This is a genomic window from Rhizobium sp. RU35A (assembly GCF_900156005.1).
Taxonomy (GTDB): domain Bacteria; phylum Pseudomonadota; class Alphaproteobacteria; order Rhizobiales; family Rhizobiaceae; genus Neorhizobium; species Neorhizobium straminoryzae.
This window is the reverse complement of the sequence record NZ_FTMR01000003.1, coordinates 264,325-288,332: the sequence shown is the minus strand read 5'-3', so window position 1 is coordinate 288,332 and position 24,008 is coordinate 264,325. Positions and strand designations below refer to the sequence as shown.

Below are 24,008 nucleotides of genomic sequence, written 5' to 3'. Positions count from 1 at the left end.
CTGTTCGTTTTGAATTTTGTAAGATTGAATATTCCGAGTGTCAACAGAATAAGGAATACTTTATTCCGTTCATCCGGCATCAAGCGGCGGGATGCCGGTGCGATCAGGACATGCGGGCAAGAATAATCGCGCCGGCCACCGCATCGCCATCCGCAGGTTTCAGGCGGCGGCGCACGTCCGGCGAAAGCCAGGGCTCCAGCGGACCGGCAAGACCGCCGAGAAGAGTGACAAGCGGCGCCCCATACTCCACCATCCGGCGAACCAGTCCGTCGATCTGTTCCGCGCCGGACTGGACGATCTGCCGCGCCGCCGGATCGCCCTGATCGGCATGGCGCAGCACCAGTGGCGCAAAGGTCGCGTAATCGGTGGCGGTCGCCTTGTCCATCCAAGCGATGACGCGGGAGACGTCTCCCTCGAACCGGCCCATGACCTCGGCCAGCAAGGCCGTGCGGTCACGGCGGCCGTCAAGGGCACGCAGGGCCAACTGGATGGCCTTCAGGCCCATGTCTGCGCCGCTGCCCTCATCGGAAATCGGAAAACCGTAGCCGCCGGCTCGAAACTCCTGTCCTCCGATAAAGGCAAGCCCGATAGAGCCGGTGCCGGCGATGACGATGGCGCCATCACGGCCGGAATGCGCGCCGAGACAGGCGGCTGCGCCATCGGAGGTGAAGCGGATCGCGGCAAAGGGATGCGGCAGCGCTTCCAGTTGCTCGCGCGATCCCGCCCGGCTGAGGCCCGCAATACCAATCCCGGCCTTGACCTGCGGGGCACGGTCAGGATCGAGACCTGCCTCTTCGGCAGCCCCCCGCCAGGCGCGCATCAGGGACGCCCAGGCTTCCGCGACACCAAGGCGCGTGGTGGCCGGTCCCGAAAGCCCCTGTCCCAACAGATTGCCATCCTCGTCCGTGATCCGGGCACGGCACCCCGTGCCGCCGCCATCGATTCCCAGAAGGAGCCGGGGCTGTCTCTCGGTCGTCGTCTGTTTCGCCGTCATCGGGAAATCCGCTCGATCTTGGCGCCACATTGGGCGAGCTTGCGGTCAAGCTGCTCATAGCCGCGATCGAGATGATAGACGCGGTTGATCACCGTTTCCCCCTCGGCGGCGAGCCCTGCCAGCACCAGGCAGACGGAGGCTCTGAGATCGGTCGCCATCACGGGGGCTCCCTTCAGCGCAGGCCGGCCACGCACCAGCGCCACCGGCCCGTTGAGCGTGATGTCCGCGCCCAGCCGCCCCAGTTCCGGCACATGCATGAAGCGATTTTCGAAGATCGTTTCGCGGATCAGGCTGGCGCCATCGGCGAGCGCAGCCATGGCCATGAACTGCGCCTGCAGGTCGGTCGGAAAGCCGGGATAGGGCTCGGTGGTGATGTCTGCGGGCTTCAGCCGTTGCGCGCCGTTCACCACGACGCCGCGGTCGCCGGGCCAGATGGAGACGCCCATCTCCTCCAGAACCTGGAAGACCGAGGCCAGATGCTCCATGCGCGCGCCGACCAGTTCGAGACGTCCACCGGTGATCGCGGCAGCGGCGGCATAGGTGCCGGCTTCCACCCGGTCCGGGATGGAGTGGTGGCTGGCCGCGCGCCAGGAGGTGTTGCCGGCAATCAGCAGACGATGGGTGCCGGCCCCGTCGATCACCGCACCCATGGCGGAAAGACAGGCAATCAGATCCACGACCTCCGGCTCGCGGGCGGCATTCAGGATTTCGGTCTCGCCGCGCGCGCAGCAGGCAGCCATCAGCGCCGTCTCCGTAGCGCCGACGGAAGGCCCCGGCAGTACGATCCGACCGCCAGTCAGCCCCGACCCGGCAGAGGCCACGATGTAGCCGCCTTCGATCGAGACATCAGCCCCGAGCGCAGACAGCGCCTTCAGATGCATGTCGACCGGACGGGCGCCGATGGCACAGCCGCCCGGCAGCGATACGCGCGCCTGTCCGAAGCGGCCCAGAAGCGGAGCCAGCACCAGGATCGAGGCCCGCATCCGCCGCACGGTGTCATAGTCCACCTCGCCGGGCGTCACGGCACTTGCATCGATGCGGGTGCGATGCGAATCCCGGCTGACCTCTGCACCGTACAGCGCGATGATCCGCAGCATGTTCTCGACATCGGAGACCCTCGGAAGATTGGTGAGTTCCAGCGCCTCGGGCGACAGCAGCGCTGCGGCGATCTGCGGCAATGCGGCATTCTTGGCACCGGAAATCGGCACGGCGCCGTCCAGCCTGTTGCCGCCAATGATGCGAAGCTGATCCATGGGCTAAATCCACTGAAAGCCGCCTTGCGGCCGGAATCGGGGGGTGACCAATGATAGGACGCCGGCTATAATATTCCAGATAATTTTGAAGTTCCGAATAGCTTATTCCATCATCTCGGGCTGCGAAGGAGCCGGCATGTCCGTTCTGAAAGTCATCCGTGCCAAGCTGGACGCCATGACGGAGGCCGAGCGAGAGATCGGCCAGTTCATCATCGACGATCCCGAGCGGATGCTGACGCTGTCTTCCGCCGAACTGGCGGCCGCCACCGGGCGAAGCCAGTCCAGCGTCGTCAAATTCTCCCAGAAAATCGGCTATGACGGCTATCAGCAACTGAAGCTGGCGGTGACGCGGGCAAAGGCGCAGGAATGGCGTGTGCCGACCGGCATGATCCACGGCACCATCGATGCCGGCGACAATCTGGTGACGATCCAGCAGAAGCTGGTGGCGAGCAAGGTATCCGCCATGCAGCAGACCATGCAGGTCAACAGCGAGGAGGTGGTCACGGCTGCCGTCAACGCGCTCGCCGCCGCCCGCCGCATTCATCTGGCCGGCATCGGCGCATCGTCGCTGGTGGCGCGCGACTTTTCCTACAAGCTCTTGAAGCTCGGCCTGATGGTGCTGATGGACAGCGACACCCATGTGCAGATGGCCAATGCCGCCTCCCTGACGGAAGAGGATGTGCTGTTTGCCATATCGCAGTCCGGCGGCAATGTCGAGACGCTGCGGCTTGCGGACATGGCCAGAAAGAGTGGCGCAACCGTCATCACCCTGACCGGCCTGCAGGAAAATCGATTGAGCGAGCTTGCCCATATCCGCCTCAACACCGTGGCCGACGAAGAGAGGGTCCGCTCCTCCGCCATCACCTCGCGCGATGCCCAGCTTGCCATTACCGATCTCGTCTTTCTCGCCCTGGTGCGGACGCTGCCCAAGGCCAATGAGGCGATCCATGCCAGCGAAGCCGCGGTGGCGCTGCTGAAGTCCTGAGGACCGCCGCTACTTGATCGCGCCCGCCGTCATGCCGTTGATGAACTGGCGTGACAGCGCGATGTAGAGCAGGATGATCGGCAGCGCCGACAGGGTAAGCCCGGAAAACAGCACGCCCCAGTCCGTGCCGAATTCGCCCATGAAGGTCGTCAGCCCCTGCGGCAGGGTCTTCAGATCGTTGTTCTGGATGAAGATCAGCGGGAAGAAGAAGTCGTTCCAGATTGGCACCACGTTCTGGATGGCGGCAATGACCATGGCCGGACGCACCAGAGGCAGCATGATCGACCACATGATGCGCGCCTCGTTGGCGCCATCCATGCGGGCCGCATCCTCCAGTTCGTTCGGCAGGCTGCGGATGAAGCCGGTCATGATGAAGACGGTCGTCGGCAGGCCGGTCGCCACATAGATGAAGATCAGCGAGAAGCGGCTGTCGACCAGTCCGAGGTCGCGCATCTGGATGAACAGCGGAATGACGGCAAGCTTCAGCGGTAGCGTCAGACCGGCGAGAAAGAACAGCAGGATGGCATTTGCCCCGCGAAACTCGTAGCGGGCCAGCGCATAGGCCGCCATGGTGCCGAGCACCAGGATGAGCGCGATCGAGGCGCCGGTAACGATGAGGGAATTCATCAGGTAGCGGACGAAATCCGTCTCCGTCCAGACGCGCACCAGATTGCCGACATGGGTGAAATCCGGCAGCGAGAAGGGCGACTGGAAGATTTGCGCATTCGTCTTGAAGGCGGAAAACACCATGATGGCGATGGGCGCCAGCATGACGATGCTGTTGCCGATCAGGACGATCTGGATCAGCCCGTCCCAGCCGAAGGTGCGCAGCGTCCGGCTGCGGCTTTCCCGGATCATAGCTGGATCTCCCGCTTGCGAAGTTTCAACGTGATGACGCTGGAGACGACGGCGATGAACAGGAAGATCAGCACCGCCAGCGCGCTGCCCGGCCCGAAATTTTCCGCGGACGCCGACATGCTGCCGAAGGCGGTGCGGTAGAAGTAGAGGCCGAGCACGTCGGTCGCGCCATGCGGCGAGCCATCGATGCCGCCCATCACGAAGGGCATTTCGAACCAGTTGAACGCGCCGACGAAGAGAAGAGTAAAGACGACGGTGGCAGAGGGCGCCACCAGCGGCCAGACGATCTTCGTCATCTTGACCCATTCGCTTTCGGTTTCCATGCGCGCGGCATCGAGAATTTCTGACGGGATGCGCTGCATGCCCGCCAGAAACACCAGCGTCGGAAAGCCGACCATGTGCCAGGCATTGGCGATGATGATGGCCATCAGCGCCGTGCTGTCCTGTCCGAGCCAGGGTTGTGCGAGCGCGCCAAGTCCGATGGCCCGCAGCGAGACATTGACCGCCCCGAACAGCGGATGCAGGAACAGTTTCCATAACAGGCCGACGATCACGGTGGACAGGACCACCGGCAGGAAGACGGCGATGCGGTGAAAGCGTGCGCCCCACAATTCGCGCCACAGGCAGTAGGCCAGAAGAAAGCCGACGCCGTTCTGCAGGATCATCAGCGCGAAGAAGACGAGGATGTTGTGGGTGAAGGCGTTGATGGTGCGCTCGGAGAAGGGATATTCGAACAGAACGCGGTGAAAATTGGCGAACCAGACGAAATCCCCGCGCGCCAGACCGTGCCATTCATAGAAGGCATAGGCGAAGGCCGAGAGGATCGGGTAGACCAGAAACACGCACATGAAGGCGAGTGGCGGCACGACGAGCGCCGCGATCCATAATCTTCTTCCCGTCAGCTTGCTGGACAACATGCACGATCCTCAGACGCCATTGCCGTGGCGAGGGGCCGCCGCTGGGGCGGCCCGCTGCCGTTTTACTTCTTGAAGGGCGCGTACCAGGTGGCCAGACCGTCCGTCATGGACTTGCCGATCTCCTGCGGCGTCATCTGGCCATTGAACATCTTGGAAACGCCGGCCTGGATCAGGTTCGAGCCGGTCGGTTCACCGTAACGGAAATGAACCAGCGTCATGTAGGCGATGGAGTTCTTGTTGAGTTCGGCGACCTTGGCCAGCAGCGGGCTGTCGAAGGTTACGCCCGGCACGGCGGAAACGTTGTTCAGGTTGTTGGCAAAGGGCTGGGCAAAATCCTTGCTGGCGGCATAGCTGAGGAATTTCAGCGCCGCCGCAGGGTCCTTTGCCTTGGCATTGGCCGCAAAGCCGGAATCGTAGAACAGGCCGACCAGCTTGTCGTCGTCCGCCTTCAGGCCCGGGGCTGCGAAGATGCCGAGCTTGATCGCCGGGTTCTGCTTGGCAAAATTGGCAAGCTCGAAGGAGCCGCCGGCAAACATTGCCGCCATACCGGAGGTGAAGAGCTGCTGCGCCGATGCGTAATCGAGCCCGACGAAACCGTCAGGGAAGTAGGCGGAGATCTCCTTGAGCCTGGTCATGGCCTCCACGAAGCGCGGATCGTTGAAGTCCGTCTTGCCGGCCATCAGATCGGCATAGAAGGCCTTGCCCATGACGGAAGAGGTCAGCGCCGAGACGATCGTCTCGTTCTGCCAGGCGGTTGCCGTGCCATTGGCAAAGGGCATGATCCCCGCGGCCTTCAGCTTCTTGCAGGCCGCGATGAACTCGTCCCAGCTCTTCGGCTCGGAGATGCCGTTCTTGTCGAAGATCTCCTTGTTGTAGATGACAAGCATGGTCTGGCTGGCGGCGGGGACAGCATAGAGCGTCTTGTTCGAGCGCATCGTTTCCGATGCAAGCGCCGCCTGCGAAAAGCCCTTGAGCGCCGGGATCTTGGTGTCGTCCAGCGGCATCAGATAGCCGGCCCCCGCCAGGCTCTCGATGCCGCCATAGGTACGCGTCATCATCAGATCCGGCCCCTTGCCGCCGGCAAGCGCCGTGGAGAGCACCGTGTTGTAGCTCGTGGCTTCGAAAGCCTCGAACTTGACGGTGATATCGGGGTTTGCCTTGGTGAAGGCGGCAAACAGCTTTTCATATTCCGCCTTGTCCTCCTGCCGCCAGGTCCAGAAGGTCAGTTCGGTGGCAAGGCTCGCGGAAGCCGACAGAAGGGTTCCGACGGCAAGGGCTGCTCCCAGTAGCAAGCGTTTCATGATGTTCCTCTCTCTTTTTCGTTTCCGGTGTTCAATGTCATGCACGTCAAACGGCGAGCCGCTCGGAGGTTTTGCGGCTGAAATAATGCGCGCGGCCGGGCAGCACCTGAACGCGAACAGGCGTGTCGGGTGAGAAATCGACATCCGGCGCGCAACGCACGGAGATTGGGGCAGCATCGCCGAGCCGCACATAGACGAAGGCACTGTCTCCCAGATATTCGGTATAGACCACCGTGCCGGCGAAACCCTCGCCCTCGGTGTCCCGTGTTACCGTCATGCCATCCGGCCGCACGCCGAGCAGGATGTCCCGCTCGTCGCCCTGCGGCAGGCGGTCCGGGGCGATGGAGCCGATGCCCGGCGCGGTCAGCACGTTTCCCTGCCGCTCCACCGGCAGCATGGCCATGCGCGGCGAGCCGATGAAGTTCGCGACAAAGACGTTGGCCGGGGTCTCATAGAGTTCGCGCGGCGATCCGAACTGTTCGATCCGCCCGCCATTCATGACCACGATGCGGTCGGCCAGCGTCATCGCCTCCACCTGGTCATGCGTCACATAGATCGTCGTGCCGCCGATTTCGCGATGCAGCCGGGCGATCTCCAGCCGCACGTCGGAGCGCAGGGCGGCATCGAGATTGGAGAGCGGCTCGTCGAGCAGCAGAAGCTGCGGCTTGCGCACCAGCGCACGGCCGATTGCGACACGCTGGCGCTGACCGCCGGAAAGCTCGCGCGGGCGCCGCTCCATCAACGCCTCCAGCCGCAACATGCGGGCGGCTTCGGCGATCCTGGCTTCTACCTCGGCCTTGTCGAGCCCCATCAGCCGGGCGCCGAAGGCCATGTTCTCGTAGACATTCATGTGCGGATAGAGCGCGTAGGACTGGAAGACCATCGCAATGCCGCGTCGCGACGGCGCCACATCGTTCATCCGCTGGTCGTTCAGCAGGAACTCCCCCTCGGTGATCGGGTCTAGCCCGGCGATCAGCCGCAGCAGGGTGGACTTTCCGCATCCCGACGGGCCCACGAAGACGATCAGTTCGCGGTCTTTCACATCGAGATCAATGCCATGGAGAACTTCCACCGCCTTGAACCGCTTCATGATCCCACGCAATGACAACCGTGCCACGGTACTGAAACTCCGCCTTAGAAACGCATTGCGGCAGCAGGCTGCGCGCGGTGAAGACTATTGTCGATCGCCTGCATCGTTGCGGCTTCCGACACATGCAGGATGCTGTCTGTCCAGCCGGCCTCCTTGGCCGCCTCGATGTTTTCGGGCGTATCATCGATGAAGACGATATCGGCGCCGCTGACGCCTTCACGCCGTGCCAGTTCGGCGTAGATGTCTGCCTGAGGCTTTTCCATTCCCATCTCGTGCGAGAGATAGCAGGCATCGAAGACGTCGGGACCGAGCCAGTGATCAAGAATGGCTTGCCAGTGCAGGATCTGCGTATTGGACAGGCAGACGACGCGGACGTGCTGCCTCAGCCTGCGCACATAGGCCGCCATGTCGGGAAATACACCGGCCAGAAAGGCGGCTTCCGCCTGTTCGACCGCCCGCCGGGATACCGCGTAGATTCGGGAGATCCGCTCAATATAGGTGTCGGCCCCGATCTCACCGAGACGGAACTGCCTGTTGGTGGCGGCAAGCGCCGGCAGATCCAGAGATCCCTCCGAGGCCGGGCGGAGATGAGCCTCGCGCGCGCCGTGATCCAGCCGGACCAGCACGCCGCCAACATCGAAGACGACAAGCCGTGGGGTGCCCAGGCCCTGCTGCATCCTCAGTTCGTCACGATCCATGCCGCTCCCTCATGCCACGGGATCGGACCCCGCAAGTCCGCCCCCGATGCAGAGATTGGCAAAACATTAAGGAATTATCAATTCCAAAATTGAACAAATATTCGAATAATATATTTCACAGCAATCGGTCAGAAGGCTGTCGACCGCGAGGCCGGCCCATGCGGGATATCGTGCAAGGGTTGACGGCCACCGCCAACGGTACTGAAAAGGCATGACGCCGGTCTGCCGGCCGAGTTGACACGGGCCAGGGCAAACCGGCACACGCAGACGAGGAATATCAGCGACGCGACGCGATATAGGCGCGCCAACCGCCCAGTTCGGTTACCTCCTGCGCGCCCTCGATGGCATAGGGTTCGCAGAGGAAGCCGGAGACCTGACTGCCGTCCTCCAACGTGACCTTGCCGATGCCGAGCGGTGCTGGGATGTTCTGCACGAAGCGGCCGAAGGCAGCGGGCGTGACTTTCCACACTTCCACCTCCAGTCCCTTGCCGGCAAAACCCGGTTCGCGGATGAGGCCGGGCTTGGGCGGCGTGGTGTTGGGCAGCACAAAGAGGCGATAATCGCCGGCCGTGCGGCAGGTCTTCACCAGCGTGCCGCCAGGGCCCGTCAGTTCGTGGTTGAGCGGCATGCCTGTCAGATGCGCGCCGACGACCATGATCGTGACGAGACCATCGTCCGGTTCGGCAACCTTCGAGGCGTCCGGCAGGGCTGCGCTCTTGTCCTTGCCCATGCCTGAGGCGCAAGCGCGGTGCATGGCATCCGCAAAGGGTGCCAGCGCATCGTCGGAGAAGGAGGGGCCGAAGAAGGTCACGCCGCTGGGGAGACCATCCGGACCGAAGCCGCCCGGCACGGCGATGGCCGCATAGCCGAAGAGATTGGCGAAGTTGGTGTAGCGACCGAAATGGCTGTTCTTGACGATCGGGTCGGCCAGCATCGCCTCGACGGTATAGGTCGTCGGCGAGGTCGGCAGCATCAGCACGTCGAGCTTTTCCCATTCGACAAGTGCCTTCTGGCGCAGATGCCCGAGCGTGTACTGGCCCTCGAACGCCGCCACCGCATCATAGGCCTTGGCACCCTCGATGATGGTGCGCACCGTCGGATCGAAATCGTCGGCGTTGGTGCCGATAAAATCCTTCACCGCTGCCAGTCTTTCGGCCACCCACGGCCCGTTGTAGAGCAGCTCGGCCGCCTGACGGAACGGTGCATAATCGAAGGGGACGATGGTTGCGCCGAGCGATTTCGCCCGTTCGATCGCCTGATCGTAAAGGGCTTCCACCGCCGCATTGCCGAAGAACTCGCGCTCGGCACCCTCAAGCACGCCGATGCGCAGACCGGAACCCGGCAGGCCGACCGGGACAGCTTTCCGCGAATAGGGATCGCCGGCGTCATAGCCGTCCATCACCCTGCGGATCGCGACGCCATCGCCGACAGTCGCTGCGAAGATGGTGACCACATCCACGCTGCGGCAGGCGGGCACGACGCCAACATTCGGCACAAGGCCCGGCGTCGGTTTGATGCCGACGAGATTGTTGAAGGCCGCCGGCACGCGGCCGGAACCAGCCGTATCCGTGCCGAGCGCAAAGCTTGCAAGCCCGGCCGCGACCGAGACCGCCGAGCCGGACGAGGAGCCGCCCGAGACATAGGCCTTGTCGAAGACCGAGCGCGGAGCACCATAAGGAGACCGCGTGCCGTTGAGGCCCGTCGCGAACTGGTCGAGATTGGTCTTGCCGATGACGAGTGCGCCTGCGGCCTTCAGCCGCGCAACCACGACAGAATCCTTCTCCGGCTGGTAGGCGAAAGCCGGGCAGGCGGCGGTGGTCGGCAGACCGGCAACGTCGATATTGTCCTTTACCGCGAAGGGCACGCCCCAAAGCGGCAGACTATTCGGCTCCGGTGCCTTCTCCATCAGGCTTTTCGCTGCGGCGCGCAGATCCTCATCGGCTGTTTCGGTGATGAAAACGGCGGGATCATCCGATGCCTTGCGGCGGGCGATCACCTCCTCCACCAGATCGAGGGGCGTGAGGCCGGCGGCATAGGCTGCCTTCAGCGTGGCGAGATCAAGCATGATTGGCAGCATTCAAACATCCTCCAGAACGACCAGCACATCGCCGGCCTTGACGTTGCGCCCCGGGCCGGCACGCAGATCCCGGACTTTGCCGGCGGCATGGGCGGTGACGGTAATTTCCATTTTCATCGATTCGATGATGGCGAGCGTCTCGCCAGCCTCCACGCACTGGCCTTCCTCGACCAGCAGTTTCCAGACATTGCCGGGCACGGCACTTTCCACCCCGAAACAACCTTCCGGAATATCGCCGTGAAGGCCGGGGCCTGCTCCTTCATCCACCTGGAAACTATCCAGCCCCTGATCCTTCCAGCGCTGTCGCTCCGCCTCGAAGGCGGCCTGCTGTCCCTGTTTGAAGGCGCCAATGCTGTCTGCATTGCGGGCGATCTCCGCCGCGTAATCGGCATAGGAGAAGGTGCCCTCCTCGATACGGATCGGATAGCCGCCATGCGGGAAGGCGGCACGCGCTTCCGTCAGTTCTTCATGGCTCACGGGAAAGAAGCGGATCTGGTCGAAGAAATCGAGCAGCCAGGGCTTGTCTCTGGCGAACACACCCGTCTTGCGCCAGGTGTTCCAGACCTGGATCGTGCGGCCGAACAGCTGATAGCCGCCCGGTCCCTCCATGCCGTAGATGCACATATAGGCGCCGCCGATGCCGACGGCGTTTTCCGGCGTCCAGGTGCGGGCCGGATTATACTTCGTCGTCACCAGCCGGTGGCGCGGATCGATAGGGGTTGCAACCGGCGCGCCGAGATACACATCGCCGAGGCCCATCACGAGATAGGAGGCATCGAAGATCGTGTCCTTCACCGCCTGCTCGTCGGGCAACCCGTTGATGCGGCGGATGAACTCGATATTCGACGGGCACCAGGGCGCGTTGGGGCGCACGAGTTCCTGATACTTGCGCATGGCCAGTTCCGCATCCGGATCGTTCCAGGACAGCGGCAGCCAGACGGTGCGGCTCGGCACCTTGACGGAAGAGACCGGCGGCAGGCTTTTTTCGATCTCGGCAAGGGCGGAAAGGAGTTTCGAGCGCGAGAGCACAGCGCTGTCATAATGGATCTGCAGCGAGCGGATGCCGGGCGTCAGATCGATCAGGCCCTGAAGTCTCGCCTCCTTCACCGCCTGCATCAGCAGATGCACACGCATGCGGATGCCGATATCGAGCTGCATCGGGCCATATTCGACGAGCAGGTTGTCATCGCCCTGCCTGCGGTAGACGACAGGAACGCCGCCTGCCTCTACAGCCCCGATCACGGCCGACCCAGCGGCTTCGGATATGCGCTTCACCGTCGGCCCCGCCAACGGATCGCTTGCTCGGGCCACGGCATGAAACCGGATCGTATCGCCCGGCTTGAACTGACCCATCTTCCACTGTTCATCGCGCGCAATCACCGCCGGGCAGACGAAGCCACCGAGGCTTGGGCCATCCGGGCCGAGGATGATCGGCATGTCGCCAGTGAAATCGATCGCGCCGATGGCATAGGCATTGTCATGCAGGTTGGAGGGGTGAAGCCCCGCCTCGCCGCCATCGGTGCGCGCCCATTTGGGGGCCGGGCCGATCAGACGGACACCCGTGCGCGCCGAGTTGAAATGCACCTCGTAAGGCGTCGAGAACAGGGTCTCGATATCCTCCTCAAGGAAAAAGTCGGGCGCACCATGCGGACCATAGAGCACGCCGACGGACCATTCGCGGGTCAGCTCCGCCGGCTCGGTTGCCGGCAGCACATCAATCTGGTTCCGGCGCGCCAGCCGCAAGACATTGCCTGCACGCAGCGTGCCGGTGGCATTGCCGCCGAACTGGCCGAGGCCGAAGGTGGCGCGGGACCCCATGACCAAGGGCGCGTCGAAGCCACCGGATACCGCCAGATAGGCACGCTGGCCGGCGCCGGCGATGCTGCCGATGGTCAGAGTCTGGCCGGCCTTGATCTGGACTGCTTGATTATGGGGCAACTCGACGCCATCGAGCTTCATCGGCATGACCGCGCCGGCGAGCGCGATCACGGTATCGGAGAAGAATTTCAGCACCGGCCCGGAGACGGTAAGCTCCAGGGCCGCCGTATGGTCGTGGTTTCCGACGAGGCGGTTGGCATGGCGGAAGGAGCGTTCGTCCATCGGTCCCGATGGCGGCACGCCGACATGCCACAGACCCAGACGGCCCGGCAGCTCCTGCAGGCTGGATTGCGCGCCGGGGGCGATCACCTCGACGACATCGGGCACGAAGTCGAAATCCTTGAGCGCCGTCGTCGCGACATCGCCGCTGCGGAACAGATCCGAGGCGGCAATGGCCTTGAGATAATCCAGATTGGTCTCGATGCCCCACAACGAGGTTTCTTCCAGCGACGAAGACAGCGCCGCAATCGCGGTGTCGCGATCCGCGCCAGAAACAATCACCTTGGCGAGCATCGGATCGTAGAAGGGCGTGACCTCGGTTCCCGTCTCCACCCAGCCATCGACACGGACGCCGTCCGGAAACACCACCTCGGTCAGCAAGCCGGCACTCGGGCGGAAGCCGGCATGGGGCATTTCGGCATAGACGCGTGCTTCGATCGCAGCGCCCTTGGGCACGAGGTTTTCCGCGCCCGCCAGCACATCCTCGCCGGCGGCCTGGCGGATCATCCATTCGACCAGATCGACGCCGAAGACGGCTTCCGTGACCGGATGCTCCACCTGCAGTCGCGTGTTCACCTCGAGAAAATAGAATTCCTCGCGGGCGGGATCATAGATGAATTCGACGGTTCCCGCTGAGGCATAGCGAACCGATTGACCGAGCGACACCGCAGCCGCATGCAGGCGCTGCCGAAGCGCAGCGGACAGGCCGGGCGCTGGCGTCTCTTCGATCACCTTCTGATTGCGACGTTGCAGGGAGCAGTCGCGCTCGCCAAGGGCGATCACCCGACCCTGACCGTCGCCGAAGATCTGCACCTCGACATGGCGGGCCTTGGAGACGAAGCGTTCGAGATAGACGCGGGCATCGCCGAAACTGGATTTTGCCGTGCGCTGGACGGTGTCGAAGGCTGCGGCAAGAGCCTCCGCATTGTCGCAGAGCTGCATGCCGATACCACCGCCGCCGGCTGTCGATTTCAGCATCACCGGATATCCGATCTGCTCAGCTGCGGAGAGCGCCTCTTCCCGGCTGTCGAGCAGGCCGGAGCCGGGCAGCAGGGGCACGCCACTCGCTTTCGCCAGCTCGCGCGCCGTGTGCTTCAGGCCGAAGGCTGAGATATTGGCGGGCGTCGGGCCGATGAAGGTGACGCCTTCCGCCTTCAGCCGCTCGGCAAAGCCGATGTTCTCCGACAGGAAGCCGTAGCCGGGATGCACCGCTTCGGCACCCGTCTGCCGGCAGGCGGTAATCACCGCATCCACATTGAGATAGCTTTCGGAGGCAGGCGCCGGGCCGAGCCGCACGGCCTCATCCGCCATCAGCACGGGTTTTGAAAACCGGTCGGCATCGGAATAGACCGCAACACTTGCGATCCCCATCTTTCGCAGCGTCTTGATGACGCGCACGGCGATTTCGCCGCGATTGGCAATCAGGACTTTCTTGAACATCAGGCGGCCTCTCCGTCCCAGACCATCACCCGGATCGGCGTCGGGTCGAAGCCGTTGCAGGGGTTGTTGATCTGCGGGCAGTTGGAGATGACAAGCAGCACGTCCATCTCCGCCGTCAGCTCGACATAGTCCCCCGGCGCGGAAATACCGTCGACGATGGACATCTCGCCGGAGGGCTCGATCGGCACATTCATGAAAAAGTTGATGTTCGGGACCACGTCGCGCTTGCTCATGCCGTGCTTCGATACCTCGATGACGAAATTGTCGCGGCAGGCATGCAGGTATTTCGTGTAGTGGCCGAAGCGGACCGTATTGCTCTCGCAGGAGCAGGCACCGGCAGAGGTATCGTGGCGGCCGCAGCTGTCGGCGGTGACCGTCAGCATCACGCGGCCTTCGTTGGAGATGACCTTCGTACCGGTCGAGATATAGGCCGCACCCTGTTCGCGCATGGTATCCTGGCTGGAATAGCGCTCGGAGAAATCATGGGCGTTGTAGAACAGCGTATCCACGGCCTGCTGGCCATAGGTGTCCTCGATGCGTACCACCTGACCCTTTTTGATGAAGGTCGAGAAGGGGGCTTCGGCAGCGATGTAATGATCCTGCACGGTGTTGGAGAGGGTGCGGGCAGACGAGGTCTGGATGAAATGGGTCATGATCACCTCTCCTCTCACAGGGCCGCAAAGGCGTTGTTTTCGAAGCCTCTGACGGCTTCGGCAGTCGCCGTGCGGCACAGGTCGTCCGCCGCCGGCTCGGTGGCCGCGATCCGGGTAATCGTCACGGCATTTGGAGAATAGACCGGGTTCGGATCGAGCGGATGCGGGCAATTGGAGAAGCCGACGATCATGTCCATCTCGGCACGCAGATCGACATAGTCACCCTCGGATACGAGATCCGCTTTCCACTCGAATTTGCCATCGGCATCGACACGGACGGGTGCGAACAGGGCAAGCGCCGCCGGAATGTCGCGCTTGTCGAGGCCGGCCTTGGTGGCGATCAGCACGAAATTGTCGCGGGTGTTGCGCAGAGCCGGACCGTTCTGGCCGGCATATTTCTTCGCGTTCGAGGAGGCCGTCGAGCCGCCCATCAGCACATCATGGGCACCGGAGCTGTCTTCGGTGATCGAGAACATGACCTTGCCCATGTCAGAGAAGATGACACGCCCCTTTCCAAGCCCGGTGGTCCACTGCACCTTCACGGTATCCGGCAGGTTCATCCGTTCGCTTGGGTCATCGGCGTTCCAGGCAACGACAGAAACAGTGGAAAAACCTTCATCGAGCGCGATGCGCAGAGTTTCGCCGGCCTTGACGCGGGTCCACCAGTACCAGCCGCCGGGCAGCTTTTCCCGGTGTACGATCGTGCCGGCGGCAATGGCGGGTGCGGGCTTCTCGCTCTTGGCCGGCAAGGCCTTCGGCGCGAATTCCAGCCCCTTCTTCTGATGTTCCTCGTAGCGCGCCCGGTTGGCGGCGATTTCTTCGGATGAACGTCGGATATGCATTGTCATCTCCATTGGGAGTGTCGGCCGGGTCGTCCCGGCTATTGACCCTGTGAAGAGACCGGGCCGTCCCGGTCGGGGCGAAAGATGGACGGCGCGCCCGCCTTGCGGGGCGGCCAGATGGCGATATCGCGGGTGATCGTCGCGCCGTAGCGCAGTTTTTCCTCCGGCCTGTCACGCGGACGCTCGAAGGCCACGACACGGGTCGCGAGCGTAAAGGCCTCGCGCATGTCATGGGTCACCATGACCACGGTCATCGGCGCCTCGTGCCAGAGCCTCTTCATCAGCGTGTGGATCTCGGCGCGGATGCCGGGATCGAGCGCGCCGAAAGGTTCATCGAGCAGCAGCACCTTGGGCCGCATGATGAGCGCCTGGGCAAGCGCCAGACGCTGCTGCATGCCGCCGGAGAGCTGCGCCGGATACTTGCTCTCCGACCCCATCAGGCCGACGGCCGCGATCATGGCGCGCGCCTCTTCCTCCACGCCACGGCGCGCCTTTCCGAACAGGCGGCCGGCAAGCCGTGAGGCGAGAAGTTCCTTGCCGAGCATGACATTGCCGAGCACCGTCAGATGCGGAAAGACGGAATAGCGCTGGAAGACGACGCCGCGATCCGCGCCCGGCTCCCTCGGCAGGGGCAAGCCATCGAGCAGGATGTCGCCCTTCGTCTGAACCTCCTGTCCCAGCAGCATGCGCAGAAAGGTGGATTTGCCGCAGCCGGACGGCCCGACCAGCGCCACGAAGGCACGCGATTCGATCTCGATGGAGACATTCTCCAGCACGATCTGGTCGCCATATTCCTTCCAGAGGTTCTTGATGGACAGCGCGCTCATTTGCCCTTCTCCAGGTCCGACCAGGGGAAGACGGCGATCCGCAGGCGATCGAGCAGCAGGTCGGTCGCCACCGCCAGCAGCGTGATCCAGATCACATAAGGGAAGATCACATCCATCGAGAGATAGCGACGCACCAGAAAGATGCGGTAGCCCAGCCCACTGTCGGAGGAGATGGCTTCGGCCGCGATCAGGAACAGCCAGGCAGGCCCGAGTTGCAGGCGAAGGCAGGTGATCAGACGGGGCAGGATCTGCGGCAGCACCACGCGAAGCGCAATCTGCCAGGACGAGGCCGAGAGCGTCTCGGCCTTCACGATCATTTCCCGCGGCAGTTCGATCGCCTTCAAGGCGAGGTCGCGAATCATGATCGGGGTGACGCCGATGACGATCAGTGTAATCTTCGAGGCTTCGCCAAGCCCCATGACGATGAAGAGGATCGGCAGAAGCGCGAGCGGCGGCACCATCGAAATCGCCCCGACGAAGGGCGAAAGCGCGGCCCGCACCATGGGCAGAATCCCGATCAGGAGGCCGAGCAGCAGGGCAATGGCCGTTGCGATGCCAAGACCGGCAAACAGGCGGCCAAGGCTCGCCACCGTATCCGACCACAGCAGATATTGGCCGCTGCGGACATCCGGCACCAGCGCCATGCGGTTTATGGCGTCTCCAAGTGCCACAAGCCCCGGCAGCAGCTTGTCGTTCGGATTGTCCGCCAGCCGCTCGGCCGAGCCGATCATGTAGGCAAGCAGCAGCAGCACAAAGGGCATCAGCGCCAGCGTCAGGCGCGCCCCGGCTCCGGGATGTGAATTGATCCAGCGCATCAGGCCTTCCTCTGCGTCAAGGGTCGTCCGGCAGGGGCGGCACCCCTGCCGTTACGGCAATGGTTCGGCCGATCAGAGGCTGCCCTTGGCGGCGGCTGCCATGTAGTTCGCGGTGAAGCGGAACTTCACGTTCGCCTTGTCGCCCAGCACGGCGCCGTCCGGCATCTCGATGCCGATCACGTCCGCCGACGGCGCGCCGCTGCCGAGCAGGCCCTTGGAGAACAGGAAGGCGCGCACGAGATCCATCGTCTTCGGCAGGGCAGGGGAGGTGGTGAAGGCGAGCGCATCGGCCGGCTTGTCGAAGAGTTTCGTGGCGGCCATCTGTGCCTCGAAGCCCTTGAGATCGGTGCCCGAAGCGGCGCCCATGGTTTCGCGCGCAGCCTTGCCTTCCGCAGTGTCGGCGGTCATCACCTTCATCGTGTCATACCAGATGCCGGCAAGCGCCTTGCCGAAATCCGGATTGTCCTTCAGCACCTCCGTGTTGGCCACCATCAGGTCGATGATTTCGCCAGGGATCTGCGAGCTGTCGAAGACCTTCTTCGCGGACTTGTCTTCCAGGATCGTGGAGACGAGCGGATTCCAGGTGACGACTGCCGAAACGTCCGGCGTCTTGTAGGCGGCGACCATGTCCGCATCGGAGGTGTTGACCACCTTCACGTCACGCTCGGAGGAGCCGATGCTTTCGAGCGCGCGAGCGAGCAGGTAATGGGAGACGGAGAACTCGACGAGATTGACGTTCTGGCCCTTGATGTCGGCGAGCTTGTCCTTGTTTTTCAGGATTACCGCATCATTGCCGTTGGAGAAGTCGCCGACGATGACGGCCGTCGTATCGACGCCGCCAGCGGCGGGGATCGACAGGCCGTCCATATTGGTCAGCGTCACGGCATCGAAGGCGCCGGCCGTGTACTGGTTCATCGACTCCACGTAGTCGTTGAACTGGGTGACGTCGATCTTGATGCCGTATTTGTCGGCCCACTTCTTCACGATGCCGTGGTCTGCGGCATAGCCCCAGGGCATCCAGCCCACATAGATGGACCAGGCCACCTTGAACTCCCTCTTCGGCGCTGCCTCGGCCGGAGAAAGGCCCGCGAAGGCCAGCGCGGCCGTAAGAGCAGTCATCGAGAGAAGTGTCTTGAAAGTCTGCATGTCGAAATTCCCCTTCTGGCATCTTCAGGAAGGGATCGGCATGGACCATCGCGCCGCCAATCCCTTGGCTTACGAGGTCTCCCGGGCTTTTGTCCCGCCGTGCACCCGGCAGGATGTCTCCCTGCCGGTAGCCGCTCTCGGACCAGTCGCACGTCTCACGTGCCGGAACCCTAGCGGCTAACTCTGCAATGAAGGGAGCAAGTCGCGTGCCAGTTTCCGATTGCCGCCCTTTACGGGTCTGGCGCGACAGCTGGCAGGCCGGATTGCACACAACAAAGAGATAAAAGATTATTTTTTAGGCATGATGTGCAATTGAAGCATTCAGGTCGCCATGGCCCCGCCAGACTGTTCAGCCAGTCTTCACCACGGGCTGATGACGCAGACCGTCCATCAGTAGGCCGATCAGGCGATGCGCCCGCTCGCGCCAGTCGGGCATATCGGGAATGGAATAGATGCTGGAGAGAGCCGTCAGGACGTCGACAGTCTCGATATCGCCGCGAATGCTGCCGGCACTAATGGCCCGCGCCAAAAGATCGCCGAAGGCTGTGCGCAACAGCGCCGCACCATCGGTAAACAGGCAGGCATTCGAGGTCATCAGCAGCTTCAGGCTGCTCGCCATGCCGCGCTTGGTCGCCATATAGCTGACGAAGCGGTGCATCCATTCCTCCAGCGCCTGATCCGGGGGGCGGTCGGCGGAAAGATCGACCGCCGCCTCCGCCAGCCGCTCCAGCTCGCGGCGATAGACCACTTCGACCAGATGCTCCCGTGTCGGGAAATGACGGTAGAGCGTGCCGATGCCGACGCCGGCCCTGCGTGCGATGTCTTCCAGCGAAGCGTCCGCGCCGCGTTGGGAAAAGGCATCGGCGGCAACCTCGATCAGCTTGTCGCGGTTGCGCCGCGCATCGGCGCGCTGCCGCGGCTTTTTTCCAGGCTCGGTCGAGGCCAATCTTGCACTCCAGACAGAAGGGACTTGACGTTCGTGCCTCAGCCCCTAGATTAAACGGAGGCGCCTCCGCTTATCCGGAGTGCCTCTCACTCCTTAATTCACAGCACGGCCGCATGTCATGTCAAATGGAAGGACAGACCGTGTGTGATGATGATCTAGGCGCTGGGCGCTGACCGACCAGCCCGCATCCCCGAAATTCAGCATTCGTGACGAGAAGCAGGAGCTTATCATGACACGGACCATCAGGCTTTCCCTCGACATCAACGAGCGACGATACGAGATCGACGTGGAACCGCGCGTCACGCTGCTCGATGCGCTGCGCGACCATGCCGGCCTCTCCGGCACCAAGAAGGGCTGCGACCAGGGCCAGTGTGGGGCCTGCACCTGCCACATCGACGGTCAGCGGGTTTTGTCCTGCCTGACGCTGGCCGCCCAGGCGGAAGGGCGCAAGATCACCACCATCGAGGGGATTGCCGCCGCAAACGGCGATCTGCATCCGGTCCAGATGGCCTTCATCGAGCATGATGCCTTCCAGTGCGGCTATTGCACGCCGGGGCAGATCATGTCCGCCGTCGCCTGCATCCGCGAAGGCCGCACCGGCTCCGACGAGGAGATCCGCGAATACATGTCCGGCAATCTCTGTCGCTGCGGCGCCTATAACAGCATCGTCGCCGCCGTGCGCGAAGCAGCGGAGATGGCCGATGCTTGATTTTTCCTATACCCGCGCCCGCTCCGCGGAAGAAGCCCGCGCAGCCGCCGGCGAACCCGCCGCAAGACTGCTGGCCGGTGGAACCACGCTGCTCGATCTCGCCAAATGCGGCGTCGAACGCCCGGACACGGTGATCGACATCAGTCATCTGGACGGATTGTCCGACATTGTCGTGGACGGCACCGGCGCCAGCATCGGTGCGCTTGCGAAAATGAGCGCCGTCGCCGATCACGCGGACATCCGCCATGCCTTCCCGGCGGTTTCGCAGTCGCTGTCGCTCGCGGCATCCCAGCAACTGCGCAACATGGCCACCATCGGCGGCAATCTTCTGCAGAGAACCCGCTGTCCCTATTTCCGCGATCCCGCCACGTTTCCGGATTGCAACAAGCGCAATCCGGGTTCCGGCTGTGCGGCCCTCGGCGGCGTGACCCGCAATCAGGCCATTCTCGGCACCAGCGATCACTGCATCGCCACCTATCACGGCGACCTTGCCGTCGCCCTCGTGGCCTTTGACGCGACGGTCAGAACCGACCGGCGGGAGGTGCCCATCGATGCCTTCTTCCTGACGCCGGGCAACAGGCCGGAGCAGGAAACCTTGCTGGACAAGGGCGAGATGATTACCGGCATCACCATTCCGGCCACCGCTGCCGCCCGCCAATCGACCTATCTGAAGGTGCGCGACCGCCAGTCCTACGAATTCGCGGCCGCCAGTGCCGCGATCGGCCTTGACCTGGAGGCGGACGGCGTGACGATCCGCGATCTGCGCGTGGCGCTGGGCGGTGTGGCAACGAAGCCCTGGCGGGCAAGGACCGTCGAGGCCGCCCTGATCGGCAAACCCGTCCGACCGGAGATCATCGCCGAGGCAAGCCGCCTTGCCGTCGAGGGTGCCGTCTCTCATGGCGGCAACCACTACAAGATCGAGCTTGCCCCGCGTGTCGTCGCCCGCGCCATTCTCACCGTTGCCGCGCATCTCAATCCCGACCTGAACCCCGCTTTGGGAGAAACCGCATGACGATCATGGAACCCCGCAAGCATGGCAGTTCCGCCGATGGCGCGGTGGGCGGACGCCTGTCCCGTTTCGAAGGCCGCCTGAAGATCACCGGCGAGGCGGTCTATGCGCTGGAATATCCGGCCGAACGTCTCGCCCATGCCGTATTGATCCAGAGCACGATTGCCGCCGGCCTCGTGACCTCTGTCGCGATCGATGATGCACTGGCAGCCCCCGGCGTACTGATGGTGTTGACGCCCGAGGATGATCTCGGCCTCACGGTCTCCGCCGACTGGCAGGGCAACCGTCCGGAGGAAAAACCCTATTATCCGCTCCCGCGGCAGGTGGAGTTCAACGGCCAGTCGATCGTTGCCGTGATTGCCGAAAGCCGCGAACAGGCCGAGGAAGCCGCCCGGCTCGTGCGGATCACATACGCGCCGCAGGAGGGCGTGGCGAGCCTTGAAGACCCGAAAGCCGGCGAGGGCAAGCGCCTCGACCAGCTCAGCGTTGCCTGGGGCGATGCGGAGGCCGCGCTTGCCCGGTCACCGGTTCGGATCGAGGCCACCTACCGCACGCCGCGCGAATATCACTGCGCCATGGAACCGCACGGCCTGACGGCCGCCTGGGAGGGCGACCAGCTGACCATATGGGAACCCAGCCAATGGGCGCACGGCATGGCGCGCATGTATGCCGAATGGTTTTCGCTGCCGGTCGAGAATGTGCGCATCGTCTCGCCCTTCATCGGCGGTGGCTTCGGCTCCAAGGGCCAGCCGCTCGCCTATGGCGCGGTGGCGGTTGCTGCGGCCCGCAAGCTCGGGCGGCCGGTGCGGCTTGCCGTGACGCGTCCGCAGAATTTCACCAGCTATGGCGGACGTGCCGCGACACGTCAGACGATCGCGCTTGGCGCAACCGAAGACGGCATCCTGCAGGCCATCGTGCACCGGGGCGCCAGCGAAACCTCGGTCTATGCCGATGTGCCGGAACAGACCGGCGCTGCGACCCCGATCCTCTACAAGGTGGAGAATTTCTCCTCCGAATCCCGCGTGGTGCCGGTCAACACCGTCAGCCCAGGCGCTCTGCGCGGTCCCGGCAAGAACCCGAGCGCCTTCGGCATCGAATGCGCGATGGAGGAACTTGCCCATGCGCTTGGCATGGATCCGCTGGAACTGCGGCTCAAGAACTATGCCGATCGTGATTATCAGTCCGGCAAGCCGTGGTCGACGCGCATGCTGCGCGAGGCGCTGACGCAGGGCGCGGAAGCCTTTGGCTGGGCAAGGCGCAGCGCCGCCCCCCGCTCCATGCGCCGGGGTAACAAGCTGATCGGCTGGGGCATCGGTTGCGGCACATTCCCGGTCATCCGCGCGCCGAGCGAAGCGATGATCCGCATTCTTGCCAATGGCCGCGTGCAGGTGGTCAGCGGGTCGATCGACATGGGGCAGGGGACCTATACCATCCTTGCCCAGACGGCCTCGGAGGCGCTGGGCGTTCCCGTCGAGGAGGTCGATGTTATCCTCGGCGATTCCAACCTGCCGGGAGCCGCGATTGCCGGCGGCTCCATGCTGGCGGGTTCGATCACCGGGGCCGTGCACAAGGCGGCCCAGGCCGCCCGTGACGAACTCATTGGCCTGGCACTCAGCGAAGCCGGCTCCCCCTTCCGCGATACCGGCGCCAATACGCTGGCGATCGCTGGCGGCCGGATCTCGGCCCGCGAGGATGGTCCGTCTCTCACCCTGCCGCAGCTGATGGCGGCCCTTGGACGCGATGAGATCGAGGTGCGCCGCAACACGCTCACCGACGACGTGCAAAGCGCCGAGGACCAGAAGAAGGCCTGGACGACCATGTCACGCGTGCAGGGGCCAACAATGGGCGATTATTCCATGCACAGCTGGTGCGCCCATTTTGCGGAAGTGGAGGTGGACGAGGATTTCGGCACCGTGCGCGTCTCCCGCATGGTCTCCGCCTTCGATTGCGGCCGCCTCTACAACCCGAAGCTCGTGGAAAGCCAGTGGCGCGGCGGCATCATCATGGGCATCGGGCAGGCGCTTCTGGAAGAAGGCGTGATCGACCCGCGCAACGGCCGCACGATGAATGCCAATCTCGGCGATTACCTCGTGCCGACCAATGCCGACATTCCGGATCTGCAGGTGATTTCCGTCGGCGTGCCGGACCTGAATGCCTCCGCGCTCGGCGGCAAGGGCGTGGGAGAGGTTGGCATCGTCGGCGTGGCGCCCGCCATTGCCAATGCGGTGTTCCACGCCACCGGCAAGCGCGTTCGCGATCTGCCGATCACGCTCGAAAAGCTGATCTGACAGTCTTATCTTGCGCGCCGGCGGACAGGTTCCGCCGGCGTCTTCGCAAAACGGCGTTCACATGAAGAGCCGAAGCACTCACCCCTGCGCATCCCGCCATTGCGCGGCATCGAGCAGTGTGCGGATCAGCGGATTGGGGAAGCGCCGCTTCACCTGCACCGCATAAAAATTCTCCACCATGCCCGGCAGCGTATCGAGTTCGGCGAGCATGCCGTTCTGCAATTCCTGCTGCACGACGATCGGCGGCATTACCGCAAGGCCGAGGCCGGAGCGGGCGAGCAGACGCATCATTGCCATGTCCTCCACCTCTGCCGCCACCTGCGGGGTGACGCCCAGGCGCGCGGCCAGCGCCTCGAACTGAAGGCGCACGCCGCTTTCCATCGTCGGCAGGATCATCGGATGCCGCGACAGCATGGTGGCCAGATCCTGCTTCTCCACCGCCAGATCCGGCGCGCCGATCAGGGCAACGCGCTGCTGCGACAGATGATCAGAGACGAAGGGCGTCACGGCATCAGCCGCCGGCGGCTGCGTCAGGAGAACGATGTCGAGATTGAGCGTTTCCAGCGCCCCGAGCAATTCCGCCGTGCTGCCGGAGCGCAGAATCAGTTCCACATCCGGCCGGCCGATCAGGGGACGCACGAACTCCATCTGGAAATTGCGCGAGAGCGTCGCGAGTGCCCCGATGCGGATCGCGCGTCGAGTGGCCCCCGTCTGACGCAGCGTTTCCAGCAGCTCCTCGCCGGTCGAGAAGATCGTATCGGCATGGTCGAGTGCGATCCGCCCCGCCTCCGTCAGATAGAGCTGGCGTCCGCGCCGCTCGAACAGCTGGTGCCCGAGACGCTCCTCCAGCTGCTTGATCTGAATGGACAAGGCTGATTGCGACAGGTTCAGCCGCTCGGCCGCACGGGTCAGGTTTCCGTCATGCGCCACGGCCCGGAAATAGCGCAGGTGATGATAGTTCAGGTCACTCATCATTCTATTTTATAGAACGAAACGCCAAAAACAATGAATTTTTATTTGGATTGTGCCGGTGCTAACTCCAGCGGCATCGAACGAACGGCTG

General features: G+C 63.6%; 19 protein-coding genes, 1 pseudogene and 1 riboswitch. Of the genes and pseudogenes, 4 read left to right on the top strand and 16 right to left on the bottom strand.

Annotation, left to right across the window (positions count from 1 at the left end):
- Positions 1 to 103: 103 nt before the first annotated feature.
- Both F3H95_RS09870 and murA read right to left on the bottom strand, forming a co-directional pair.
- The gene (locus F3H95_RS09870) at positions 104 to 994 is read right to left on the bottom strand and encodes an N-acetylglucosamine kinase (protein WP_149745816.1); all 891 of its coding nucleotides are present in this window, start codon (positions 992 to 994) and stop codon (positions 104 to 106) included.
- A complete protein-coding gene (murA, locus tag F3H95_RS09865) occupies positions 991 to 2,247 on the bottom strand; it encodes a UDP-N-acetylglucosamine 1-carboxyvinyltransferase (protein ID WP_149745815.1) in 1,257 nt (418 codons plus the stop codon). Before murA ends, F3H95_RS09870 begins: the two co-directional genes overlap by 4 nt.
- Before the next feature lie 136 nt (positions 2,248 to 2,383).
- On the opposite strand from murA, the gene F3H95_RS09860 reads away from it, so the two are divergent.
- Positions 2,384 to 3,232, top strand: a complete 849-nt coding sequence (locus F3H95_RS09860) for an SIS domain-containing protein (protein ID WP_143124299.1) — start codon at positions 2,384 to 2,386, stop codon at positions 3,230 to 3,232.
- Positions 3,233 to 3,241: 9 nt separating this feature from the next.
- Here F3H95_RS09860 and F3H95_RS09855 read toward each other — a convergent pair whose 3' ends face one another.
- The 13 genes and pseudogenes from F3H95_RS09855 to F3H95_RS09795 all read right to left on the bottom strand — a co-directional run bounded on the left by F3H95_RS09855 (position 3,242) and on the right by F3H95_RS09795 (position 18,939).
- Positions 3,242 to 4,090 (bottom strand): carbohydrate ABC transporter permease, encoded by an 849-nt coding sequence (locus tag F3H95_RS09855; protein ID WP_149745814.1) that lies wholly within the window; start codon positions 4,088 to 4,090, stop codon positions 3,242 to 3,244.
- A complete protein-coding gene (locus F3H95_RS09850) occupies positions 4,087 to 5,007 on the bottom strand; it encodes a sugar ABC transporter permease (protein ID WP_149745813.1) in 921 nt (306 codons plus the stop codon). The genes F3H95_RS09855 and F3H95_RS09850 overlap by 4 nt, the downstream gene beginning before the upstream one ends.
- 62 nt (positions 5,008 to 5,069) lie before the next feature.
- Positions 5,070 to 6,308 carry an extracellular solute-binding protein gene (locus F3H95_RS09845; RefSeq protein WP_149745812.1) on the bottom strand — a complete coding sequence of 413 codons (1,239 nt, stop codon included), beginning with the start codon at positions 6,306 to 6,308 and terminating at the stop codon, positions 5,070 to 5,072.
- 46 nt (positions 6,309 to 6,354) lie between these two features.
- Positions 6,355 to 7,398, bottom strand: a complete 1,044-nt coding sequence (locus F3H95_RS09840; RefSeq protein ID WP_244617954.1) for an ABC transporter ATP-binding protein — start codon at positions 7,396 to 7,398, stop codon at positions 6,355 to 6,357.
- 44 nt (positions 7,399 to 7,442) lie between these two features.
- Positions 7,443 to 8,096, bottom strand: coding sequence for an HAD-IA family hydrolase (locus F3H95_RS09835; protein ID WP_149745810.1), 654 nt, complete (start codon positions 8,094 to 8,096; stop codon positions 7,443 to 7,445).
- A 277-nt stretch (positions 8,097 to 8,373) separates the two neighbouring features.
- Positions 8,374 to 10,173 (bottom strand): allophanate hydrolase, encoded by a 1,800-nt coding sequence (gene atzF, locus F3H95_RS09830; RefSeq protein ID WP_149745809.1) that lies wholly within the window; start codon positions 10,171 to 10,173, stop codon positions 8,374 to 8,376.
- Positions 10,174 to 13,710, bottom strand: coding sequence for an urea carboxylase (gene uca / locus F3H95_RS09825; protein WP_149745808.1), 3,537 nt, complete (start codon positions 13,708 to 13,710; stop codon positions 10,174 to 10,176). It abuts the gene before it with no gap.
- The gene (locus F3H95_RS09820) at positions 13,710 to 14,363 is read right to left on the bottom strand and encodes an urea amidolyase associated protein UAAP2 (RefSeq protein ID WP_149745807.1); all 654 of its coding nucleotides are present in this window, start codon (positions 14,361 to 14,363) and stop codon (positions 13,710 to 13,712) included. The genes uca and F3H95_RS09820 overlap by 1 nt, the downstream gene beginning before the upstream one ends.
- A gap of 14 nt (positions 14,364 to 14,377) precedes the next feature.
- Positions 14,378 to 15,205, bottom strand: coding sequence for an urea amidolyase associated protein UAAP1 (locus F3H95_RS09815; RefSeq protein WP_188134345.1), 828 nt, complete (start codon positions 15,203 to 15,205; stop codon positions 14,378 to 14,380).
- A 4-nt stretch (positions 15,206 to 15,209) separates the two neighbouring features.
- Positions 15,210 to 16,032: pseudogene (locus tag F3H95_RS09810) on the bottom strand (ABC transporter ATP-binding protein); the annotation flags it as partial.
- A complete protein-coding gene (locus F3H95_RS09805) occupies positions 16,029 to 16,847 on the bottom strand; it encodes an ABC transporter permease subunit (RefSeq protein ID WP_143124190.1) in 819 nt (272 codons plus the stop codon). The pseudogene F3H95_RS09810 and the gene F3H95_RS09805, both read right to left, overlap by 4 nt.
- Before the next feature lie 72 nt (positions 16,848 to 16,919).
- Positions 16,920 to 17,993, bottom strand: a complete 1,074-nt coding sequence (locus F3H95_RS09800) for a putative urea ABC transporter substrate-binding protein (RefSeq protein WP_149745805.1) — start codon at positions 17,991 to 17,993, stop codon at positions 16,920 to 16,922.
- A gap of 76 nt (positions 17,994 to 18,069) precedes the next feature.
- Positions 18,070 to 18,178, bottom strand: a riboswitch (guanidine-I (ykkC/yxkD leader).
- A 164-nt stretch (positions 18,179 to 18,342) separates the two neighbouring features.
- Positions 18,343 to 18,939, bottom strand: coding sequence for a TetR/AcrR family transcriptional regulator (locus F3H95_RS09795; protein WP_149745804.1), 597 nt, complete (start codon positions 18,937 to 18,939; stop codon positions 18,343 to 18,345).
- A gap of 229 nt (positions 18,940 to 19,168) precedes the next feature.
- Between F3H95_RS09795 and F3H95_RS09790 the strand changes: the two genes are divergently transcribed.
- The 3 genes from F3H95_RS09790 to F3H95_RS09780 are packed head-to-tail and all read left to right on the top strand — an operon-like array spanning position 19,169 to position 22,945.
- Positions 19,169 to 19,648, top strand: a complete 480-nt coding sequence (locus F3H95_RS09790) for a (2Fe-2S)-binding protein (RefSeq protein ID WP_149745803.1) — start codon at positions 19,169 to 19,171, stop codon at positions 19,646 to 19,648.
- Positions 19,641 to 20,660, top strand: a complete 1,020-nt coding sequence (locus tag F3H95_RS09785) for a xanthine dehydrogenase family protein subunit M (RefSeq protein ID WP_149745802.1) — start codon at positions 19,641 to 19,643, stop codon at positions 20,658 to 20,660. The genes F3H95_RS09790 and F3H95_RS09785 overlap by 8 nt, the downstream gene beginning before the upstream one ends.
- The gene (locus F3H95_RS09780; RefSeq protein ID WP_149745801.1) at positions 20,657 to 22,945 is read left to right on the top strand and encodes a xanthine dehydrogenase family protein molybdopterin-binding subunit; all 2,289 of its coding nucleotides are present in this window, start codon (positions 20,657 to 20,659) and stop codon (positions 22,943 to 22,945) included. Before F3H95_RS09785 ends, F3H95_RS09780 begins: the two co-directional genes overlap by 4 nt.
- Before the next feature lie 78 nt (positions 22,946 to 23,023).
- On the opposite strand, the gene F3H95_RS09775 is transcribed toward F3H95_RS09780, so the two are convergent.
- Complete coding sequence (locus F3H95_RS09775) at positions 23,024 to 23,917, bottom strand: LysR family transcriptional regulator (protein WP_143124184.1); 894 nt, start codon at positions 23,915 to 23,917, stop codon at positions 23,024 to 23,026.
- Positions 23,918 to 24,008 lie beyond the last annotated feature (91 nt).

What these genes read in the sequence shown, in the direction of transcription:
- F3H95_RS09870 (WP_149745816.1), bottom strand. Translation starts at nt 994, where the DNA reads ATGACGGCGAAACAGACGACGACCGAGAGACAGCCCCGGCTCCTTCTG.
- murA (WP_149745815.1), bottom strand. Translation starts at nt 2,247, where the DNA reads ATGGATCAGCTTCGCATCATTGGCGGCAACAGGCTGGACGGCGCCGTG.
- F3H95_RS09860 (WP_143124299.1), top strand. Translation starts at nt 2,384, where the DNA reads ATGTCCGTTCTGAAAGTCATCCGTGCCAAGCTGGACGCCATGACGGAG.
- F3H95_RS09855 (WP_149745814.1), bottom strand. Translation starts at nt 4,090, where the DNA reads ATGATCCGGGAAAGCCGCAGCCGGACGCTGCGCACCTTCGGCTGGGAC.
- F3H95_RS09850 (WP_149745813.1), bottom strand. Translation starts at nt 5,007, where the DNA reads ATGTTGTCCAGCAAGCTGACGGGAAGAAGATTATGGATCGCGGCGCTC.
- F3H95_RS09845 (WP_149745812.1), bottom strand. Translation starts at nt 6,308, where the DNA reads ATGAAACGCTTGCTACTGGGAGCAGCCCTTGCCGTCGGAACCCTTCTG.
- F3H95_RS09840 (WP_244617954.1), bottom strand. Translation starts at nt 7,398, where the DNA reads ATGAAGCGGTTCAAGGCGGTGGAAGTTCTCCATGGCATTGATCTCGAT.
- F3H95_RS09835 (WP_149745810.1), bottom strand. Translation starts at nt 8,096, where the DNA reads ATGGATCGTGACGAACTGAGGATGCAGCAGGGCCTGGGCACCCCACGG.
- atzF (WP_149745809.1), bottom strand. Translation starts at nt 10,173, where the DNA reads ATGCTGCCAATCATGCTTGATCTCGCCACGCTGAAGGCAGCCTATGCC.
- uca (WP_149745808.1), bottom strand. Translation starts at nt 13,710, where the DNA reads ATGTTCAAGAAAGTCCTGATTGCCAATCGCGGCGAAATCGCCGTGCGC.
- F3H95_RS09820 (WP_149745807.1), bottom strand. Translation starts at nt 14,363, where the DNA reads ATGACCCATTTCATCCAGACCTCGTCTGCCCGCACCCTCTCCAACACC.
- F3H95_RS09815 (WP_188134345.1), bottom strand. Translation starts at nt 15,205, where the DNA reads ATGCATATCCGACGTTCATCCGAAGAAATCGCCGCCAACCGGGCGCGC.
- F3H95_RS09805 (WP_143124190.1), bottom strand. Translation starts at nt 16,847, where the DNA reads ATGCGCTGGATCAATTCACATCCCGGAGCCGGGGCGCGCCTGACGCTG.
- F3H95_RS09800 (WP_149745805.1), bottom strand. Translation starts at nt 17,993, where the DNA reads ATGCAGACTTTCAAGACACTTCTCTCGATGACTGCTCTTACGGCCGCG.
- F3H95_RS09790 (WP_149745803.1), top strand. Translation starts at nt 19,169, where the DNA reads ATGACACGGACCATCAGGCTTTCCCTCGACATCAACGAGCGACGATAC.
- F3H95_RS09785 (WP_149745802.1), top strand. Translation starts at nt 19,641, where the DNA reads ATGCTTGATTTTTCCTATACCCGCGCCCGCTCCGCGGAAGAAGCCCGC.
- F3H95_RS09780 (WP_149745801.1), top strand. Translation starts at nt 20,657, where the DNA reads ATGACGATCATGGAACCCCGCAAGCATGGCAGTTCCGCCGATGGCGCG.
- F3H95_RS09775 (WP_143124184.1), bottom strand. Translation starts at nt 23,917, where the DNA reads ATGAGTGACCTGAACTATCATCACCTGCGCTATTTCCGGGCCGTGGCG.